The following is a 19105-nucleotide window of genomic DNA, read 5'->3' on the forward strand; positions in this document are numbered from 1 at the left end:
GGCTCTGAGGCGGGATTTTAACGACTGGCGCGCTTGCGCTCGGTTTCGGTAAGCAATTTCTTGCGCAGGCGCAGATAGTGCGGGGTGACCTCCACCAGCTCATCGTCCTCGATGAAGTCCAGGGCCTGTTCCAGGCTGAAGCGCACCGGCGGGGTGAGAATCACGTTCTCGTCGGTGCCGGAGGCGCGCATGTTGGTGAGCTGCTTGCCCTTGGTGGGGTTCACCACCAGGTCATTGCCCCGGCTGTGGATACCAATCAATTGGCCTTCGTAAACTTCCACGTTGGGGTCGATCAGCATGCGGCCACGCTCCTGCAGATTGAACAGGGCGAACGCCAGCACCTTGCCCTTGACCATGGAGACCAGCACGCCATTGTTGCGCTGGGCCATGTCGCCGGGTTTGTACTCACCGTAGTGACTGAAGGTGCTGTTGAGGATGCCGGTGCCGGAGGTGAGTGTCAGGAACAGACTGCGGAAGCCGATCAGGCCGCGGCTGGGCACGACGAAGGTCAGGCGTACACGGCCTTTGCCATCGGGCTCCATGTTGGTCATCTCGGCGCGGCGCAGGCCCAGGTGTTCCATGATCGCGCCCTGGTGCTGTTCTTCCACGTCGGCCATTACATTCTCGTAAGGCTCCTGCTTCTGGCCGTCCACTTCGCGCACGATCACTTGCGGGCGGCCCACGGCCAGCTCGAAGCCTTCGCGGCGCATGTTCTCGATCAGTACCGACAGGTGCAGTTCGCCACGGCCGGAGACACGGAACTGGTCGGCGCTGCCAGTTTCTTCCACGCGCAGGGCTACGTTGTGCTTGAGCTCCGCCTCCAGGCGCTCACGAATCTGGCGGCTGGTGACGAACTTGCCGTCCTGGCCGGCGAACGGCGAGGTGTTAACGTGGAACACCATGCTCACGGTGGGCTCGTCCACGGTCAGCGGTGGCAGGGCCTCGACATTGTTCGGGTCGCACAGGGTGTCGGAAATATCCAGCGGGTCCATGCCGGTGACACAGACAATATCGCCGGCGCCGGCCTCGCTGACATCCACCCGCTCCAGACCATGGTGCCCCATGATCTGCAGTATCCGGCCGTTACGTACCTTGCCCTCGCGATCGATGATCTTCACCTGCGAGTTGGCTTTTACCTGGCCACGCTTGATACGACCGATGCCGATCACGCCCAGGTAGCTGTTGTAGTCCAGCGAGGAAATCTGCATCTGGAACGGGCCGTCGGCATCCACTTCCGGTGCCGGCACCCGGTCGATGATGGTCTGGAACAGCGGGGTCATGTCTTCCGCCATCTGATCCGGCTCCTGGCCGGCGATGCCGTTCAGGGCGGAGGCGTACACCACCGGGAAGTCCAGCTGCTCGTCGCTGGCGCCGAGATTGTCGAACAGATCGAACACCTGATCCATGACCCAGTCCGGGCGGGCGCCGGGGCGGTCGATCTTGTTGATCACCACGATCGGCTTGAGGCCGGCGGCGAACGCTTTCTGGGTCACGAAGCGGGTCTGCGGCATGGGGCCGTCCACCGCGTCCACCAGCAGCAGCACCGAGTCCACCATCGACATGACGCGCTCCACCTCGCCACCGAAGTCGGCGTGGCCAGGGGTGTCGACGATATTGATACGGTAGTCGCCGTATTTAAGGGCGGTGTTCTTGGAGAGGATGGTGATGCCTCGTTCCTTCTCCAGGTCGTTGGAGTCCATTACCCGCTCGACGTCGCCGGCGCGGTCTCCCAGTGTGCCCGACTGTTGCAACAGCTTGTCCACCAGGGTGGTCTTGCCGTGGTCAACGTGGGCGATGATGGCGATATTGCGCAGACGTTCAATCACGAAACAGGCTCCGAAGCGAGTAATAAGGCCGTGGCGGGGCCACGGCGGGAGCGCATTGTACAGTCCCCTTGGCTACCGAAGCCACCGTCTTGTCGGGCGTATGGCTAACCGCCGGTGACAGTGGGCGGCGCCCGCGGGCTATGAGAGAATGCGACCCGGTTCACGATTTTGCGGTTGTTGCTTCAAGGTAGTGCGCATTCGCCTAGAATGGCGCAACCAAACGGGGTCGTACCGGTCATACACTGCCCGTCGATGACGATCCGTTTCGAGCCTCCCTGGCTTCCCGGGCTGCCCGGATTGGCATATCAGCCTGCTCGTGGTGGCATTTCTCCAATGTGGTTCTGGACAAGGAAGGTATTCGCTATATGCGGTTTGGGTGTGCGTGCGGCATAAGGTATGCAGTGGCGATAGCGTTTTGTCTGGCCCTGCCCATCAAGGCCGTCGCCGACGGCGAGGACCCCGGAAAGATCATTCTGGGCCTCAACGAAGAGATCATGATCGAAGAGCTGGGTATCGCGCTGCCCGCTAAACTGGACACCGGAGCCCAGTCCGCTTCGCTCAGTGCCCGGCAAATCCGGACTTTCAAGCGGGATGGACAGGATTGGGTATCCTTTGATCTGTGGATGGTGCCAGAGCAGCGCGAGAAAATCGGGCTGGAGCAGGATCAGTGGCGCACGCTTGAACTGCCACTGTCCAAACATGTGCGTATCAAACGCCGTGCCGAAAACCAGATCGACGGGGCGCCGGGCTACAGCCGCCGTCCGGTGGTGGAATTGACGCTGTGTGTCCGTGACCGGGCCCGGCAGGTGGACGTCAATCTGACCGATCGCAGTGACTTCCGGTTCCCGCTGCTGGTGGGATCCGAGGCGCTGGTTTCGCTGGGGGCTCTGGTGGACCCGGCACAATCCATGAGCGGGGGTGCGCCATCCTGCTCCAGGGAAGACACCGTCGGCTTGGCGGCCGAAGAAACCGAATAAGGCTGGAACATGGGTTCTGTGAAACTGCACGCGCGGCTGCTGGCCGTGGCATTGTTGGTTCTGGGCATAGGCAGCATGGCCTACCAGATTCTGATTCAGAAAGTGCCGGTTACCGAAAGTGAAACCGATCCGGTCTGGGTGGTGGATGCTCAGGTCCAGTTTCAGGCCAGGGGTAACCACCCGGTGAAGGTGCGAATGTTCGTGCCACCACTGGACAGTGGTTTCACCACGCTGAATGAAAGCTTTATCTCCAATAACTATGGCGTCAACGTCAGCCGTGAGGGTGGCAACCGGTTGGTGACCTGGTCCAGCCGTCGGGTGGAGGGGCGGCAGAGCCTGTATTACCGATTGCTGATCACCCCCCGTTTCGCCGAGCCCGGCGGTCAGGCGAAGGAACCCGGGCCGCAATTCCGCCCCAGCCCGACGCTGTCCGGGGCGGAAAAAGTGGCCGCCGACGCCCTGCTGGCACCGATTCGCCAGCATTCCGCGGACATCGAAACCTTCATCAGCGAGACCATCAAACGGGTCAATAGCCGCGACGACAACGATAATGTCCGGTTGTTGCTGGGTGGGAACATGGCGCCGGAGAACCGGGCCCGGGTGGTGGATCTGCTGCTGGCGGTGGCGCACATCCCGGCGGAGCCGGTGTACACCCTGCGTCTGTCCGAGGTGCAGAATCAGCAGCCGGAGTTATGGTTGCGTTCCTACAACGGCGATGCCTGGCTGTATTTCAACCCCAATACCGGTCAGCAGGGGCTGCCGGAGGACCGTCTGGTGTGGTGGAGTGGACAGGCGCCCCTGTACAGCCTGGATGGTGGCCGCAACGCGGAGGTGAAGTTCAGCGTTCACCAGAATGAAATGAGCGCTCTGCAATTGGCGCAGACGCTGAGTTCCCAGGACGTTTCCAGCTTCATCGATTTCTCGCTCTATGATTTGCCGCTACCGGTACAACAGCTCCACCGGATCCTGATCATGATTCCGGTGGGGGTGCTGCTGGTGCTGTTGATGCGCAGCCTGATTGGCGTGGAGACCCTCGGTACTTTCACCCCGGTACTGATCGCCCTGGCGTTCCGTGAGACTCAGGTGGTTTGGGGGGTGCTTCTGTTCACTTTCATCACCACCATCGGCCTGTCGTTGCGATCGTATCTGGAACATCTCAAGTTGCAGTTGATGGCACGGTTGTCGGTGGTGCTGACCTTCGTGGTGATCCTGATCGGGCTGATCAGCTTGTTCAGCTACAAGCTGGGCCTGGAAGTGGGGCTGTCGGTGGCGCTGTTCCCGATGGTGATTCTGACCATGGTGATCGAGCGGATGTCCATTGTCTGGGAAGAGCGGGGCGGACCGCAGTCCATGAAAGTAGCCATCGGTACCTTGGTGGTGGCGATTCTCTGTCACTTGTTGATGGTGTGGCGCCCGCTGGTCTATCTGGTGTTCACCTTCCCGGGCATCCTCCTGATATTGGCGGCGTTCATGGTATTCATGGGGCACTACCGCGGCTACCGGCTCTCTGAACTGGTCCGCTTCCGGGCCATGACCGAAGAGGGGCGTTGAATGTTCGGGGTAAAAACCTGGCGTGCTCTGCGGCGGCGCGGCGTGATGGGCATCAACCAGCGTAACGGCGATTATGTGCTGCGTTACAATGATCGCCGTTTGTACCCGCTGGTGGACGACAAAATCCGCACCAAGAAGCTGGCGTTGGACGCGGGTATCCGGGCGCCGGATATGTACGGCATCATCGAGACCGAGCAGGGCATCGGCAAGGTGGCGGAGATCGTGGAAACCCATGGGGATTTCGTCATCAAACCCTCTCAGGGGGCCGGCGGTGACGGCATTATGGTCATCTCCGATCGCTTCGAGGGTTATTACCGCACGGTCTCCGGTCGCATGGTCAGCCCCGAAGAGATGGAATTTCACATTTCCGGGATCATTTCCGGTATCTATTCCCTGGGCGGCCATCGCGACCGCGCGCTGATTGAATACCGGGTCCGTTCCACCGACTTGTTTGACCGCATCAGCATCGGCGGGGTGCCGGATGTGCGCATCATCGTGCTCAAGGGCTACCCGGTGTTCGCCATGCTGCGTCTGCCCACCCGGCAGTCCGACGGCAAGGCCAACCTGCACCAGGGCGCCATTGGCGTGGGCGTGGACATTGCCACCGGGGTGACCCTGTCTGGTACCTGGCACAATCTGAAAATCGACCGCCATCCCGATACTGCGCATCCGGTGGCGGGCGTCACCATTCCGGATTGGGAGGAGTGTCTGGCGCTGGCGGCACGCTGCTATGACCTGACCGGGCTGGGGTATCTTGGCGTGGACCTGGTGCTGGACAAGCACAAGGGACCGATGATGCTGGAGCTCAATGCCCGTCCCGGCCTCAATATCCAGATCGCCAATGACGATGGACTGTTGCGTCGCTGCGGTATCGTTGAGCGCCATCTGGAACAGCGCGGCAAGGATGAGGGCGAGGAGCCGGTGGAGCAAAGGGTCGTGTTCGCCAAACACCATTTCGCGGTGGCGACCCCGGAGCCGCCGGATACGATCACGGAATAACCGCCTTGTCTCGGCACGGCGTTGAAGAAAACGCCGGACGGCGCGGATAGTGTTACCCGGGTCGGGTTTGCTATACTCCGTCGCCCACTTTTTGACCGGCACGCGAGCCGCCCTATGACCGAGTCAGCCCCTCAAACGCTGCAACGACCGCTGCAACGACGCGCCATCGCCCTGGTTTCCGGCGGCCTGGACTCCATGCTGGCGGTGAAAGTCATGCAGGAACAAGGCATCCACGTCGAAGGGGTGAATTTCTTCACCGGCTTCTGTGTGGAAGGCCATACTCACGCCATCCGCAAAAAGGACAAGGACAAAAACAAGCGTAACAATGCGCTTTGGGTCGCCGAGCAGTTGGGTATCAAACTGCATATCGTGGATATTTCGGAAGAGTACAAGGATGTGGTGCTCAATCCGAAACACGGCTATGGCGCCAATCTGAACCCCTGCCTGGACTGCAAGATTTTCATGGTCAACAAGGCCACCCTGATGCTGAACAAGGCTCGGGAACTGGCTGGCGAGAAGGGGTTCGACTTCATCATCACCGGTGAGGTGGTGGGGCAGCGTCCCAAGAGCCAGCGCAAGGAAACCATGCCGATCATCAGCCGCGAATCCGGTGCCGATGATCGCCTGTTGCGTCCGCTCAGCGCCAAGAACCTGCCGGAGACCCTGCCGGAACGGGAAGGCTGGGTGGATCGCAGCCAATTGCACGACTTTTCCGGCCGTAACCGCAAGCCGCAAATGGCGCTGGCCAAGCGCTTTGGCCTGGATGACTTCGCCCAGCCCGCCGGCGGCTGCTGCTTCCTTACCGATGAGTCCTATTCGCGCAAGCTGGCGGATCTGTGGCAGGCTCGTAACGAACGCCGTTACGAACTGGATGACATCATGCTGCTGAAGGTCGGGCGGCATATCCGCCCGGCGCCGCACTACAAGCTGATCATCAGCCGCGAGGAGGGGGAGAATCGCTTCCTGGAAGGCTATCGATATCAGTTCACCAGCATCACCACGTCGAGCTGCCCGGGACCGCTGGCTCTGATCGACGGCAAGCTGGAGTCCGACCACGAACTACGCCAGGCGGCCGCTATCGTCGCCCGTTATTCCAAAGGGCGAACCGATGACGAGGTGGTGGTGGAAGTACGCGATCCCAGCGGCGTGGTCCGTCAGTTGCCAGTGCGGCCGGCGACGCCGGATCAGGTTTCGCCGGAATGGATGGTGTAACCATGAGCCATCACGAACTGGACGCCCGCCGGCTGCTGTGTCCGATGCCGGTGATCAAAACCCAGAATCAAGTGAACACACTCCAGCAAGGCGATACCCTGACGGTGATCTGCACCGACCCGGGGGCGCTCAACGACATTCCCGCCTGGTGCCGGATCAATGGGCATGCGGTGCTGGAAACCCGGGAAGAGGGCCATGAGGTGAGGGTGACGCTCGAGATTGGAGAGCCGTCCATTGCACTTTAATGGTGCACTTTTGTTGATTGTGCACGATATTGGTGCTTCCTGCCCCAATATGCCGGCCGATTTCGGGGCGTTACGGCCCGGATGCGCTAAAAAAGGGCTGGCACGTAATTTGCTCTCCTATTGGCATGCGGGGCCGAGTGCCCGAGAATAGCGGCTTCGAGTGGTCGGCCCGCCGATACCACTGAATGCCAGACACATACCCGTTCCAGGAGGACGTTCTACAATGTCTGAAAAGACGCTGAAGCTGATCAAAGATAACGACGTGAAGTGGGTCGATCTGCGTTTTACCGATAGCCGGGGTAAGGAGCAGCACGTCACCATCCCGAGTTCGGAAGTGGACGAAGACTTCTTCCAGGACGGCAAGATGTTCGATGGTTCTTCCATCGCTGGCTGGAAAGGTATCAACGAGTCCGACATGATCATGATGCCGGACGACAGTTCCGCGGTGGTCGATCCGTTCACCGACGTCACCACCCTGAACCTGCGTTGCACCATCGTCGAGCCCTCCACCATGCAGGGCTACGAGCGCGATCCCCGTTCCGTGGCTCAGCGCGCCGAGGAATACCTGAAGTCCACCGGTATTGCCGACAGCGCTCTGTTCGGTCCGGAGCCGGAATTCTTCGTGTTTGATTCCGTACAGTGGAAGTCCGACATGTCCGGCGCCATGTACAACATCTACTCCGAAGAAGCGGCCTGGGTGTCCGCCGATGAGTTCGAGAAGAACAACATCGGTCACCGTCCGGGCGTGAAAGGCGGCTACTTCCCGGTACCACCGGTGGATTCCCTGCACGACCTGCGCGCCGCCATGTGCGCCGCCATGGAGCAGATGGGCCTGGAAATCGAAGTGCACCACCATGAAGTGGGCACCGCCGGCCAGTGCGAAATCGGTGTTGGCGCCAACACCCTGACCGCCAAGGCCGACGAAGTTCAGATCCTGAAGTACTGCGTCCACAACGTGGCGCACGCTTACGGTAAAACCGCCACCTTCATGCCCAAGCCGCTGATCGGTGACAACGGTTCCGGTATGCACGTGCACGTGTCCCTGGCCAAAGACGGCAAGAACCTGTTTGCCGGCGACAGCTACGCGGGACTGTCCGAGGAAGCCCTGTACTTCATCGGCGGTATCATCAAGCACGCTCGCGCCATCAACGCCTTCACCAACGGTTCCACCAACTCCTACAAGCGTCTGGTGCCCGGTTTCGAAGCACCGGTAATGCTGGCGTACTCCGCCCGTAACCGTTCCGCTTCCATCCGGATTCCGTGGGTGAACAGCCCGAAAGCCCGTCGTATCGAGGCGCGCTTCCCGGATCCGTCCGCCAACCCGTACCTGTGTTTCGCCGCCCTGCTGATGGCCGGCCTGGACGGCATCAGGAACAAGATGCACCCGGGCGATGCCATGGATAAGGATCTGTACGATCTGCCGGCCGAGGAAGCCGAGGGTATCCCGACCGTGGCTCATACCCTGACCATGGCTCTGGATTGCCTGGAAGCGGACTATGAGTTCCTGATGGCCGGTGACGTGTTCACCAAGGATATGCTGGACGGTTACATCCAGCTCAAGCGTGAAGAGATCGAGCGTCTGAACATGACCCCGCACCCGGTTGAGTTCGACATGTACTACAGCTGCTAAGAATCCCAAGTTCCCGGCAGTTGCAAGGCCTCGCTTCGGCGGGGCCTTTTTTGTGGTTCATCACGGAATTGGGAACCGGCATTACCCTCCATCATGGACAGCTGAGCCGCGTTACGCCTTTACGGGAACGCCGTGAATACGTCCCTGTAGGCTTCCGGTCGAACGTCCCTGTTCGACAGGATCCCGCAAAGGCGTAACGCGGCTCAGCTTCGAGGTGGCCGGAAAGCAGGGTGTCCTTCTAACCGCCGGAGGAACCACGGTGGAATGGGTCATGTGGGCTCCTGTTCCGAAAGGTCTCCGTGCAGACCCGCCTCCCCGATGGAGCCTCCACCACCGTTGTTCCTCTAGTGTGCCCCAGACCCTTTTCTCCCCGTTCCGGTGCGGTCAGAATCAAAGTCGTGTCTCTTGGGGGGAGAAGGACCGTATGAAAACCACAACCGTTCTATTGATCACTTTTATGGGTGTCTGCGCCGCTGTCTCGGCGCGGGCCGATGCTGTGCCGGAAACCCGAGGCGAGACGATCTTCCGTAGTGTCGATGAACACGGCAACGTAACGTTCACCGACGCACCGCCGGAGGGCCGCGATGCCGAGGCGGTCCGCATCGGCCCCACCAATACCGTGCCGGGGCCGCAACGGGCCCGGCCGTCGGCCGAGCCGCCTGAGTCGTCGCAGCCGGTCTTCGGGGGCTACCAGCGTCTGGCGATCGTTTCCCCGCAGCCGAATGCCACCGTGCGCAATCCGGAGGGGGCGATCAGTGTGGAGGTGGCGTTGGAACCGGCTCTGCAGGCCGGGCACCGGCTGGAGATTCTGGATAATGGCAAGCCCCTGTCCGGAACCGCGCTGCGGGATCCGGAACGGGGTAGCCATGTGCTGGTGGCGCGTGTGCTGGATCAGCAAGGCAAGGAGCTTAAGCGCTCCGCCGCGGTCACCGTGCATGTGCATCGCACCAGCCGGTTGCAAAGTGGTCGGGCGCCCGCGCCCAGCGGAAGGGCCGGGATCGGGCAGGCTGCCCAGCGAGGGGGCGCCGCCAGTCCGGGCTCTGGCAGCGCCCTCGGAAGCGGCGCGAAGGCCGGTTCACCGGCCTCCGTCGGGCAGCCCGCCACCCGCGCTCAAACCGTTAAGCCCGATTCCTGACCCCTTTTTTCTGATTCGCACCAAGTCGGTGCATCCCTCCTGTGTACTGGCTACACTGATTCTGGCCGTCTGGCCGTTCGACGCCCTCCAGCAGTGCCCGGTTTGCCTCATCCCGATGGTTCTGGCGGGTGGCCTGATAATTGCTTATGCCCCGTTATGGGCCGAATCATGAAGACCGAGAAGGTAATGCACAAACGCTTGCTGGATCACCTGCGCACCGCGGTGATGCTGCTGGATGATGAGTTGCGGGTTTGCTACCTCAACCCGGCGGCGGAGATTATGTTGTCCACCAGTGCCAGCCGGATCATCGGGCAGGTGCTGCCGGACTATTTCCGTGATGACGGCAATGCCCATGGCGCACTAAAGCAGTGCATCGAGGACGGTAACCCCTTTACGCGCCGGGAGGCGAAGCTGGAGGTGGCCCCCGGGGTGCAGGTGACGGTGGATTACAGCATTACACCGTTGCAGGAGCCCGGCTATCCGATGGCGCTGCTGGTGGAAATGCAGGGGCTCGACCGTATGCTCAAAATCAGCCGCGAGGAGGCCCTGGTGCACGCGCATCAGGCCACCCGCGCACTGGTGCGGGGCGTGGCACACGAAATCAAGAATCCGCTGGGTGGGATCCGCGGCGCCGCGCAACTGCTGGAGCGTGCTTTGCCCAGTGCGGATCTGGCCGAGTACACGCGGGTGATCATCGACGAGGCGGACCGCCTGCGCTCGGTGGCGGATCGCATGCTCGGGCCGCGTAAACCGCCGGCGTTCGCCGATGTGAACGTGCACGAATGCCTGGAGCATGTGCGTCAACTGTTGCTGGCGGAATACCCCCAGGGGGTGCGGATCCTGCGCGACTACGATGTCAGTCTGCCGGACATTCCCGCCGACCGCGATCAGCTGATCCAGGTGCTGCTGAATCTGATGCGCAACGCCATCCAGGCGTTGCTGGAATCCGGTACCGAGGACGCGCAGGTCCTCCTGCGCACCCGGGTATTGCGGCAATTCACCATCGGCTCCACCCGCCACCGTCTGGTGTTGCGGGTGGATATTGAAGATAACGGCCCGGGGATCCCCGAAGAGTTACGGGAAACCCTCTTTTATCCCATGGTCAGTGGCCGAGCCAATGGCTCCGGTCTGGGTTTGTCCATCGCCCAATCCATTATCAGCCAACACCAGGGGCTGATTGAATGCGACAGCGAACCGGGCCGGACCCTGTTCAGTTTGCTGCTGCCCATGGAATTACCGGAAGCGAACAGCGCCACCTCGGATTCGGCCTGACAGGCCGGCCGGTGGCCCGATGATGTAGGGAGAGCACAGGCATGACCTCGACCATATGGGTGATCGACGATGACCGTTCCATCCGCTGGGTGCTGGAGAAGGCGCTCAGCCAGGAGGGGTTTCAACTGGCCTGTTTCGAGGATGCGGATGAGGCCCTCAATACCCTGGAAGAAGGCACCCGGGAACCGGATGTGCTGATTTCCGACGTGCGCATGCCCGGTACCGACGGGTTGCGCATGCTCAAGATCCTGCAGCGCAAGCACCCGGATCTGCCGGTCATCATCATGACCGCGCACTCGGATCTGGATTCGGCGGTGGCGTCCTATCAGGGCGGCGCGTTCGAGTATCTGCCCAAGCCGTTCGACGTGGACGAGGCGGTGGCGCTGGTGAAGCGGGCCATCAAGCACCGCCAGGAGGCCCGCGGTGAAGCGGTGGTGGCCAACGAGGAAACCCCCACCGAGATCATCGGTGAAGCGCCGGCCATGCAGGAAGTGTTTCGCGCCATCGGCCGGCTCAGCCACTCCAATGTCACCGTGTTGATCAACGGCCAGTCGGGCACCGGTAAGGAATTGGTGGCGCGGGCGCTGCACCGTCATTCCATGCGCCGGGAAAAGCCGTTCGTGGCGTTGAACATGGCGGCGATTCCCAAGGATTTGATCGAATCCGAATTGTTCGGCCATGAAAAGGGCGCGTTCACCGGCGCCAATGCCCAGCGGGTGGGCCGCTTTGAACAGTCCAACGGTGGCACCCTGTTTCTGGATGAGATCGGCGACATGCCGCTGGAGGCCCAGACGCGGCTGTTGCGGGTGCTGCAGGAGAACGAATTCTACCGGGTCGGTGGTACCACTCCGATTCATGTGGACGTGCGCATCATCGCCGCCACCCACCAGGACCTGGAACGATTGGTGCGCGAAGGTGATTTCCGCGAGGATCTGTTCCACCGCCTCAATGTCATTCGCATCCATATTCCGAAGCTGGCGGAGCGCCGGGAAGACATCCCGCAGCTGGCCGGGTACTTCCTGCAACGGGCCGCCAGCGAGCTGGGCGTGGAACCCAAGGTGCTGCACAAGGACACCGAAAAGTATCTGGCGGCGCTGCCCTGGCAGGGCAACGTGCGGCAGTTGGAAAACACTTGCCGGTGGCTGACGGTGATGGCGTCCGGCCGGGAAGTGCTGGTGGACGATCTGCCGCCGGAACTGCGTCAGTCCGTGGGCCGGCCTGCCGAAGGCGGCGGCGACTGGCAGAAATCCCTGCGTCAGTGGGCGGACCGGGCGCTTGCCCAGGGTGATCGGGCGATTCTCGATCAGGCGGTGCCGGTGTTCGAACGCACCATGATCGAAGTGGCGCTGCAGCATACCGGCGGCCGTAAACGTGACGCGGCGGCGTTGTTGGGATGGGGGCGCAATACCCTGACCCGCAAGATCAAGGAGTTGGACATGGAAGCGGAGTTCAGCGGCGAGGATTGACCAGGGGCTGCACACTCTAAGCCCTCAGCCGTGCCTTGCAGGCACGAATTCCGAGGTCGCTACGAAGCCGCTGTAGGAGCTTGCCTTGCAAGCGAATCTTTTTGGCCGAGAGCCCATTCGCTTGCAAGGCAAGCTCCTACGGCGGCTTCGTAAAACCTTCGGTGGGAAGCGGCCTGGGTCGTGAAGCTTTGCCTGCGTCTTGCGCTCGTTTCCGCAACCCTTATGCTGGAGCGCACCTCGGCAAGAAGATCACCATGGCGCTGTATCCTCCCCTCGAACCCTTTCATCACGAGTATCTGGCCGTCGGCGACGGCCATGAGCTCTATCTGGAACAATGCGGCAATCCGGACGGCGTACCGGTGGTGGTGCTCCACGGCGGCCCCGGTGGCGGCAGCTCGCCGTTGCTGCGTCGATTGTTTGACCCGCGTCATTACCGCATCGTGATCCATGACCAGCGCGGCGCCGGCAAGAGCCGTCCCCGCGCCGGCACTAACCACAATACCCTGGCGCACCTGGTCGACGACATCGAACGCATTCGCCAGCATCTGGGCGTGTCCCGCTGGCAGGTGGTGATGGGAGGATCCTGGGGCAGCACGCTGGCTCTCAGCTATGCTCTGGAGCATGGCGAGCGGGTGGCGTCACTGGTGTTGCGGGGCGTCTTCCTGTGCCGGCGGCAAGACATGGACTGGCTTTATACCGAGCACGGTGCCGCCCGCTATCGCCCCGAGCAATGGCAGCGGTTGGTGGAGGCCTTGCCGGCCGGGGAAGGCACGGTGCTGGCCCGTTATCATGCCGCGCTCGCCGCGTGTGAAGACCAGAACGAGGAGGGCATGCGGCTGGCTCGGGAGTGGACTCGTTGGGAAACCCATTTGTCCACCCTGATACCGCTGACCGGTGTGGACGTGGACGATCATGCCTGGCCCATGGCCAGACTCGAAACCCACTACTTCGTGCACGAGGGCTTCTTGCCGGAACCGTTACTGCCGCGCTGCGCTCGGTTGTACTGCCCGGTGGAGATCGTGCACGGCAGCTATGATCTGGTGTGTCCGCCGGAGCAAGCGTGGTTGTTGCATCAGACACTGCCGGACAGTCGCCTGCGCTGGGTGCCCGGCGCCGGCCATGCCACCAGTGAGGCGGGGATTGGGGAGGCGCTGATTGCCGCGGTGCATCGTCTGGAACAGCGCGGGGGGCTGGCGTGAAAGTGTTGTTGCAACGAGTGCGCGAAGCCCGTGTGGAAGTGGCGGGGGAAAATATCGGCTGTATTGGACAGGGTCTGCTGGTGTTCGTCGGTGTGGAGCGGGGGGATGAGCCTGACACGGCCCGGCGGCTGGCGGAACGGCTGGTTGGTTACCGGGTGTTCGCCGATGCGGAGGGCAAGATGAATCGGGATGTCCGCGATGTGGCCGGAGAGGTACTGGCGGTCTCCCAGTTCACCCTGGCGGCGGATACCCGCAAAGGGCGTCGGCCCGGCTTTTCCGGCGCCGCGGAACCGGAGCTGGGATTGCGCCTGTACCAGGCGTTCGTCGAAGCCTTGCGGGCTCACCAGGTACCGGTGGCCACCGGCCGCTTCGGCGCCGACATGCAGGTGCATTTAGTCAACGATGGGCCGGTGACTTTTCTTCTGGAGCTGTGATCCCGGTCAGGTTGCGTTTTGTAAATGGACCTTTTTTACGTGACACCCGTATTGCAATGGGAAACCCCTGGTTTATGATGATTTGCATGCTCCCGGGGATCGTCGATGGGGGCCAAGGCAAGTTCCTTAGGGACGATGGTAAAAAATATCAGGAGATCAAAGATGAAAAAAACGCTTCTTGCTGCTGCACTGATGGGTGCTTCCTTCTCCGCTCACGCCGTGGCTCCGGGTGGCCCGGGCTGTGGTTGGGGTAACCTGTTGTTCGAAGGCAAATCCGGCCTGCCGATGCACATTCTGGCCACCACTTTCAACGGTACCTCCGGTAACGCGACTTTCGGTATGACTTCCGGCACCAACGGTTGTGACACCAACGGTGCTCTGACCTACAGCGGTGAAAGTCTGCTGGGTATGAACGGCGTGATGGAAGAAGTGGCCCAGGACATGGCGGTGGGTGAAGGTGAAGCTCTGACCGCGCTGTCTGTTTCCATCGGTGTGGACGCGTCGGATCGCGCTCACTTCAACAGCCTTATGCATCAGAACTTTGCCTCCATCTTCCCGAGCCAGGACGTTACTGCCGCGGAAGTGATGCAGCAAATCAATATGGTAATGAGCCAGGACCAACAACTGGCCAAGTACGTATAAGTGCTTGACGGCCCCGCTGCTTCGGCGGGGCCCTCGTTTCACGCTTTTCTTTTTTCCTGCCAGGATGTGCCATGCGCACTGGAGTTCTGTGCGCCCTCGCGGGCCTGTTCCTGATCCTGTCCGATACCGTTGCCGCCGCGCAAAGCCGGGAGCACCTTGCCCGGGAGCCGCGCTGGCAGGCCTTGCTGCATATTAATCCGGGCGCCACCCTTCGTGATCGCCACCGCAGCTATGTGGACGACGATAATTTTTTCCTCTCCGACACCGGCAAGGATGATCCGCTGGCGGAACTGAATGCCTCCATTGAGGCATTGCGGCCGGCACAGGCGCCGGAGCGTTGCCGTTTCCCTGCCCGCTATCGCTTTTTTGCCGAGCACTTGGGTTGGGAAGAGAGTGGTTGGCAGGAGAGTGCGCCTTTCGCTCATTGCGACGAGTATATGGAATGGCGCCAATCGGTTCAGGCGAACCGGGCCGTGCTGGTCTTTCCCGCCGCCTACCTGAACAGCCCTTCTTCCATGTTCGGCCACACCTTGTTACGGCTGGATCAGACCGGCGACGGGACGGTCTGGCTGTCCTGGGCGGTCAATTTCGGCGCCATGACCTCGGAGCAGGACAACTCCCTGTTCTACATATACCGTGGCCTGGCCGGGGGCTATCCAGGGCGCTTCACCCTGGTGCCCTATGTGCAGAAAATCCAGGAATACTCCCACATGGAAAACCGGGACATCTGGGAGTACGACCTGACCCTGAATCAGGAAGAGATTGATTGGGTTATTGAGCATTTGTGGGAACTCAAGGACATCAATTTCGACTATTACTTTTTCGACGAGAATTGCTCGTTCCGGCTGCTGGAACTGGTGGAAGTGGCCCGGCCTGGCACCGGCTTGCTGGACAAATGGCGGTTCGCCGAACTGCCGGTCAATACGGTGCGGGCTCTGGACGATAAGGACCTGATCGAACAGCGCCATTATCGACCGTCCAAGGCGCAGGAGCTGGAAGCCCTGGTGGCGGAGATGACGGTGGCGGAACGGCGCCTCTCCCGCCGTCTCGCCGATGATCCGGATTTGGCGCAAAGCGCGGAATTTCAGGCCTACCCGCCGCCGCGGCAGGCGCTGATGGCGCAAACCGCTTACCGCCATGTACGGTTTATCCATCGCAAGGAGGAACGTACCGAGGACGTGGCCAAGCGCTCCTTCGCCTTGCTGGGCCTGATGAGCCGCCTGCCGACGGCGACACCGCCTCGGGTGCAGCCGCAGCGCCCCCCGGAAGAGGGGCATGGCACCAAAATGCTGGGCGTCTCCGGCGGCCAATGGGGCGCGGACGATTACGGTCAGCTCACCTGGCGGATGACCTACCATGACCTGCTGGATAACCGCCGAGGCTTTCTTGACGGCGCGCAGATCGAGGGGCTGGGGGTTACCTTGCGCAGTACTGAAAGTCAGGCGGTGAAACTGGAACGTCTGGACCTAGTCAGTATTCGCTCGCTGAGCCCCCGGGACACTTTCTCCAAGCCGTTGAGCTGGTATGTGGAAGGTGGGCTGGAACGGGCCTGGGCGCAAGGGCGCAGGCTGACCCGGTATGTTCAGGGCGGTGCCGGCCTCAGCTGGCGCTGGCAGGGCTGGCAACCCTATATGCTGCTCAGCGCCCGGGCGGAAAACAACAGCGCTTTCAGCACCTGGATTACTCCGGGCGGGGGCGCCGAGGCCGGGTTGCTTTACAACACCGGCGCCTGGCAGTGGCAACTCAGCAGTGCCGGGCATTACTTTACCAACGACGAATACCGGCATCGTTCCCGGCTCAGCGCTCACTACGCGCTGGGGCGTCAGCATGGTCTGCGCGCCTCCCTGGAACGCGAAGGCTGGCGTGGTGACAGCGACACCGGTTTCAATCTGGAGTGGCGATGGTATTACGACTGATGCTGCTGTTGGTGCCGTTGCTGGTGAGCGGATGCAGCGGCGTGTTCTTCTATCCGATGAAACCCTGGGCGCAGAATCCGGCCCGTCAGGGACTGGATTATGAGGACGTGATTCTGATCCAGCCGGACGGGTTGCGTCTGCACGCCTGGTGGCTGCCGGCCCGTGGAGACAGCATCGCCACCGTCTATTACCTGCACGGTAATGGCGAGAACATCAGCACTCATCTGGCCAACGTGCAATGGATGCCGGAGCAGGGTTTCAATGTGCTGCTACTGGACTACCGGGGCTATGGCTTGTCGGAAGGTTCCGCCGAGTTGCCGGAGGTGTTCGATGACATCCAGCTGGGGCTCGACTGGCTGGTGGCTTCCGGGCGTGCCGAGGGTCAACCGATTATTCTGTTTGGTCAGAGTCTTGGGGCGGCCATGGGAACCCGGGTGCTGGCGCGGCCGGCCAATGAGGACAAGGTCCAGTGCGTGGTGTTCGAGGGCACCTTCGCCAGCTATCGGGACATTGCCAAGGATGTAATGGGGCGCAGCTGGTTGCTGTGGCCGTTGCAATGGTTGGTGGTGCCGACGTTGCCACCGCGCGACTGGGATCCGGAAAACAACATTGCCGCTTTGGCACCGCGCCCGTTACTGATCCTGCACAGCCGGGAAGATCCGGTGATCCCCTATGCGCAGGGCGAGCGCCTGTACCACGCCGCCGAGGCGCCGAAGCTGTTTCAGCCGCTGCGCGGCGGCCATGGTCAGGGAACGAGGGATCCGGCGGTTCGCGCCCGGATCGTCGATTTCCTGCGCAACAAGGCGTGTCTGGGGCGCTGATCACTCGTCCTTGGCGGAAACGCTGTCGTCTTCCTCTTCCCGCTGCGCCTTTTCCTTCTCGATGAAACGGCCGAAGATCAGACCCACCTCAAACAACAGCCACATCGGGATCGCCAGAAGGGTCTGGCTGATAATATCCGGTGGCGTCAGCAGCATGCCAAGCACAAAACAAGCCACCACCACATAGGCCCGTGAGGAGGACAGCTTGGCGGTGGTGGTGGCGCCGGAGGCGATCAGCAGGACGATGGCGATGGGCAACTCGAAGGCGACACCGAAAGCCAGAAACAGCGCCAGCACGAAATCCAGATAGCTGCTGATGTCGGTGGATACGGACACGCCTTCCGGGGCCACCGAAGTGAAGAACTGGAACATCAGCGGGAAGACCACGAAGTAGGCGAAAGCGGCGCCGGCGTAGAACAGCAGCACGCTGCTCAGCAGTAACGGGATCGCCAGCCGTTTTTCATGGCGGTAGAGCCCCGGAGCCACGAAGGCCCAGGCCTGATGCAGGATGACCGGGACCGCCACGAAGATGCTCAGATACAGCGTCAGCTTGAACGGTGCCAGGAAGGGCGCGGCCACGCCGGTGGCGATCATGTGGGTGCCCTCGGGCATTGCCTGCATGAGGGGCGCGGCGATCAGCGTGTACAGTTCCCGGGAAAAATAAAACAGACACAGGAACACCACTAGAACCGCCACCACTGCCCGCAGCAGGCGGTTACGCAGTTCCAGAAGGTGAGCGACCAGCGGTTGCGCGGTATCGCCGTGGTGCTCGTCATTCATTGGGTTTGTTCTCCGCCGGGCTGGAAGGGGGGCGCTCGGAAGAGGCGGGAGTGTCATCCGGAGCGCTCAGATTGGCTTCGCTCTCCGGGGAGGGCTCCGGCTTGCGCCGGGCTTCGGCCACTTCGTGTGGGGACAGCAGGCTGTCCTTGGCCTTGCGGATGCTGTCTTCGTCCAGCCCCATTTCCCGCATCTGTTTTTCCATGCGCTCGCGCATGTCCATGTTCAACGCTTCACGTTCCAGCTCGTTGCGCAGGTTATTGAAGGTGGAACGGGCACGGCCGACCCAGTAGCCCAGGGTACGGGCCGCTTTCGGCAGGCGCTCGGGACCCAGCACCACCAGGGCGATGACAAAAATCAGCAGCAGCTCGGAAAAGCCGACATCGAACATAGGTAGCGGCTCCGCTCAGGTCAGACCTGATCCTTGTCCTTTTCTTTCTGTTCCTGGGTGGTCTCGCTCTGCTCGTCAGCCAGACGTTGCGGGTCCTGCTCATTTTCTCCGTCACGCATGGAGTCCTTGAAGCCCTTGACCGCGCCGCCGAGATCGTTACCGATGTTGCGCAGCTTCTTGGTTCCGAACAGCAGAACCACGATGGCCAGGACGATGAGCAATTGCCAAATACTGATACCGGAAAACATGATTAATCTCCTCGAGAGGCTTTTTCTTCGTGCCCGGACAGGCCGAAGCGACGCTCCAGTTCCGCCAGCACTTGGTCGGGGTGCAATCCTAGGTGGGCCAACATGACCATGGAATGAAACCACAGATCGGCGGTTTCACTGATCAAGGCCTGGGCCTCGCCGCCGGCTTCCAGGTCCCGGGCCGCGAGCAGGGTTTCCACGGCTTCCTCGCCGACTTTCTCCAGGATCCTGTTCAGGCCCTTATGGTACAGACTCGCCACATAGGAACTGTCCGGGGCCGCCCCTTTGCGGGCCTCCAGGACTTGGTGCAATTGGTTAAGAATATCCGACATGGTGTCTCCAGTGCAGGCCCGTCAGTGTAGCA

Annotated in this window: 19 protein-coding genes; 14 read left to right on the forward strand and 5 right to left on the reverse strand. The window is 61.5% G+C overall.

Annotated features, from left to right (window positions below):
• Positions 1-17: 17 nt before the first annotated feature.
• Positions 18-1826: a translational GTPase TypA gene (typA, locus tag B5T_RS03015; protein ID WP_014992981.1), complete on the reverse strand. Its 1809-nt coding sequence runs from the start codon at positions 1824-1826 to the stop codon at positions 18-20.
• 401 nt (positions 1827-2227) lie between these two features.
• On the opposite strand from typA, the gene B5T_RS03020 reads away from it, so the two are divergent.
• The 14 genes from B5T_RS03020 to B5T_RS03085 all read left to right on the forward strand — a co-directional run bounded on the left by B5T_RS03020 (position 2228) and on the right by B5T_RS03085 (position 17325).
• Entirely contained in the window at positions 2228-2803 is a 576-nt protein-coding gene (locus B5T_RS03020; protein WP_014992982.1) for an ATP-dependent zinc protease family protein, read from the forward strand.
• Positions 2804-2812: 9 nt separating this feature from the next.
• Entirely contained in the window at positions 2813-4354 is a 1542-nt protein-coding gene (locus B5T_RS03025; RefSeq protein WP_041716775.1) for an inactive transglutaminase family protein, read from the forward strand.
• The gene (locus tag B5T_RS03030; protein WP_014992984.1) at positions 4355-5353 is read left to right on the forward strand and encodes an alpha-L-glutamate ligase-like protein; all 999 of its coding nucleotides are present in this window, start codon (positions 4355-4357) and stop codon (positions 5351-5353) included. It begins immediately after the preceding gene.
• A 114-nt stretch (positions 5354-5467) separates the two neighbouring features.
• The gene (locus tag B5T_RS03035) at positions 5468-6565 is read left to right on the forward strand and encodes a tRNA (5-methylaminomethyl-2-thiouridylate)-methyltransferase (protein ID WP_014992985.1); all 1098 of its coding nucleotides are present in this window, start codon (positions 5468-5470) and stop codon (positions 6563-6565) included.
• A 2-nt stretch (positions 6566-6567) separates the two neighbouring features.
• The gene (locus B5T_RS03040; protein WP_014992986.1) at positions 6568-6810 is read left to right on the forward strand and encodes a sulfurtransferase TusA family protein; all 243 of its coding nucleotides are present in this window, start codon (positions 6568-6570) and stop codon (positions 6808-6810) included.
• A gap of 223 nt (positions 6811-7033) precedes the next feature.
• Positions 7034-8440 (forward strand): glutamate--ammonia ligase, encoded by a 1407-nt coding sequence (gene glnA / locus B5T_RS03045; protein WP_014992987.1) that lies wholly within the window; start codon positions 7034-7036, stop codon positions 8438-8440.
• Between the two features lie 424 nt (positions 8441-8864).
• Positions 8865-9575, forward strand: coding sequence for a DUF4124 domain-containing protein (locus B5T_RS22170; protein ID WP_014992988.1), 711 nt, complete (start codon positions 8865-8867; stop codon positions 9573-9575).
• Positions 9576-9761: 186 nt separating this feature from the next.
• Complete coding sequence (gene glnL / locus B5T_RS03055) at positions 9762-10847, forward strand: nitrogen regulation protein NR(II) (RefSeq protein ID WP_269147539.1); 1086 nt, start codon at positions 9762-9764, stop codon at positions 10845-10847.
• A gap of 41 nt (positions 10848-10888) precedes the next feature.
• On the forward strand, positions 10889-12313 hold the full coding sequence (gene glnG, locus B5T_RS03060) for a nitrogen regulation protein NR(I) (RefSeq protein WP_014992990.1): 1425 nt from the start codon (positions 10889-10891) through the stop codon (positions 12311-12313).
• 254 nt (positions 12314-12567) lie between these two features.
• Positions 12568-13512: a prolyl aminopeptidase gene (gene pip, locus B5T_RS03065; protein ID WP_014992991.1), complete on the forward strand. Its 945-nt coding sequence runs from the start codon at positions 12568-12570 to the stop codon at positions 13510-13512.
• Positions 13509-13946 carry a D-aminoacyl-tRNA deacylase gene (dtd, locus tag B5T_RS03070; protein WP_041716778.1) on the forward strand — a complete coding sequence of 146 codons (438 nt, stop codon included), beginning with the start codon at positions 13509-13511 and terminating at the stop codon, positions 13944-13946. Before pip ends, dtd begins: the two co-directional genes overlap by 4 nt.
• Before the next feature lie 162 nt (positions 13947-14108).
• Complete coding sequence (locus tag B5T_RS03075) at positions 14109-14588, forward strand: DUF3015 domain-containing protein (RefSeq protein ID WP_014992993.1); 480 nt, start codon at positions 14109-14111, stop codon at positions 14586-14588.
• Between the two features lie 71 nt (positions 14589-14659).
• Positions 14660-16504, forward strand: coding sequence for an Lnb N-terminal periplasmic domain-containing protein (locus B5T_RS03080; protein WP_014992994.1), 1845 nt, complete (start codon positions 14660-14662; stop codon positions 16502-16504).
• A complete protein-coding gene (locus B5T_RS03085; protein ID WP_014992995.1) occupies positions 16489-17325 on the forward strand; it encodes an alpha/beta hydrolase in 837 nt (278 codons plus the stop codon). The genes B5T_RS03080 and B5T_RS03085 overlap by 16 nt, the downstream gene beginning before the upstream one ends.
• On the opposite strand, the gene tatC is transcribed toward B5T_RS03085, so the two are convergent.
• Genes tatC through B5T_RS03105 form a run of 4 tightly spaced genes read right to left on the reverse strand, consistent with a single transcriptional unit; the run spans position 17326 to position 19073 of the window.
• Complete coding sequence (gene tatC, locus B5T_RS03090) at positions 17326-18105, reverse strand: twin-arginine translocase subunit TatC (RefSeq protein WP_014992996.1); 780 nt, start codon at positions 18103-18105, stop codon at positions 17326-17328. It lies immediately after the preceding gene.
• Positions 18098-18493 carry a Sec-independent protein translocase protein TatB gene (gene tatB / locus B5T_RS03095; protein WP_014992997.1) on the reverse strand — a complete coding sequence of 132 codons (396 nt, stop codon included), beginning with the start codon at positions 18491-18493 and terminating at the stop codon, positions 18098-18100. Before tatB ends, tatC begins: the two co-directional genes overlap by 8 nt.
• Before the next feature lie 20 nt (positions 18494-18513).
• Positions 18514-18741, reverse strand: a complete 228-nt coding sequence (gene tatA, locus B5T_RS03100; protein WP_014992998.1) for a Sec-independent protein translocase subunit TatA — start codon at positions 18739-18741, stop codon at positions 18514-18516.
• 2 nt (positions 18742-18743) lie between these two features.
• Positions 18744-19073 carry a phosphoribosyl-ATP diphosphatase gene (locus tag B5T_RS03105; protein ID WP_014992999.1) on the reverse strand — a complete coding sequence of 110 codons (330 nt, stop codon included), beginning with the start codon at positions 19071-19073 and terminating at the stop codon, positions 18744-18746.
• Between the last annotated feature and the right edge of the window lie 32 nt (positions 19074-19105).

Origin of the sequence: Alloalcanivorax dieselolei B5, from assembly GCF_000300005.1 — a bacterium.
GTDB lineage: Bacteria > Pseudomonadota > Gammaproteobacteria > Pseudomonadales > Alcanivoracaceae > Alloalcanivorax > Alloalcanivorax dieselolei.

Coding starts and splice junctions, on each gene's coding strand:
- glnA (WP_014992987.1), top strand. CDS start 7,034: ATGTCTGAAAAGACGCTGAAGCTGATCAAAGATAACGACGTGAAGTGG.
- B5T_RS03025 (WP_041716775.1), top strand. CDS start 2,813: ATGGGTTCTGTGAAACTGCACGCGCGGCTGCTGGCCGTGGCATTGTTG.
- glnL (WP_269147539.1), top strand. CDS start 9,762: ATGCACAAACGCTTGCTGGATCACCTGCGCACCGCGGTGATGCTGCTG.
- B5T_RS03080 (WP_014992994.1), top strand. CDS start 14,660: ATGCGCACTGGAGTTCTGTGCGCCCTCGCGGGCCTGTTCCTGATCCTG.
- B5T_RS03030 (WP_014992984.1), top strand. CDS start 4,355: ATGTTCGGGGTAAAAACCTGGCGTGCTCTGCGGCGGCGCGGCGTGATG.
- B5T_RS03085 (WP_014992995.1), top strand. CDS start 16,489: ATGGTATTACGACTGATGCTGCTGTTGGTGCCGTTGCTGGTGAGCGGA.
- pip (WP_014992991.1), top strand. CDS start 12,568: ATGGCGCTGTATCCTCCCCTCGAACCCTTTCATCACGAGTATCTGGCC.
- glnG (WP_014992990.1), top strand. CDS start 10,889: ATGACCTCGACCATATGGGTGATCGACGATGACCGTTCCATCCGCTGG.
- B5T_RS03105 (WP_014992999.1), bottom strand. CDS start 19,073: ATGTCGGATATTCTTAACCAATTGCACCAAGTCCTGGAGGCCCGCAAA.
- B5T_RS03040 (WP_014992986.1), top strand. CDS start 6,568: ATGAGCCATCACGAACTGGACGCCCGCCGGCTGCTGTGTCCGATGCCG.
- tatC (WP_014992996.1), bottom strand. CDS start 18,105: ATGAATGACGAGCACCACGGCGATACCGCGCAACCGCTGGTCGCTCAC.
- tatA (WP_014992998.1), bottom strand. CDS start 18,741: ATGTTTTCCGGTATCAGTATTTGGCAATTGCTCATCGTCCTGGCCATC.
- B5T_RS03035 (WP_014992985.1), top strand. CDS start 5,468: ATGACCGAGTCAGCCCCTCAAACGCTGCAACGACCGCTGCAACGACGC.
- B5T_RS03075 (WP_014992993.1), top strand. CDS start 14,109: ATGAAAAAAACGCTTCTTGCTGCTGCACTGATGGGTGCTTCCTTCTCC.
- B5T_RS22170 (WP_014992988.1), top strand. CDS start 8,865: ATGAAAACCACAACCGTTCTATTGATCACTTTTATGGGTGTCTGCGCC.
- tatB (WP_014992997.1), bottom strand. CDS start 18,493: ATGTTCGATGTCGGCTTTTCCGAGCTGCTGCTGATTTTTGTCATCGCC.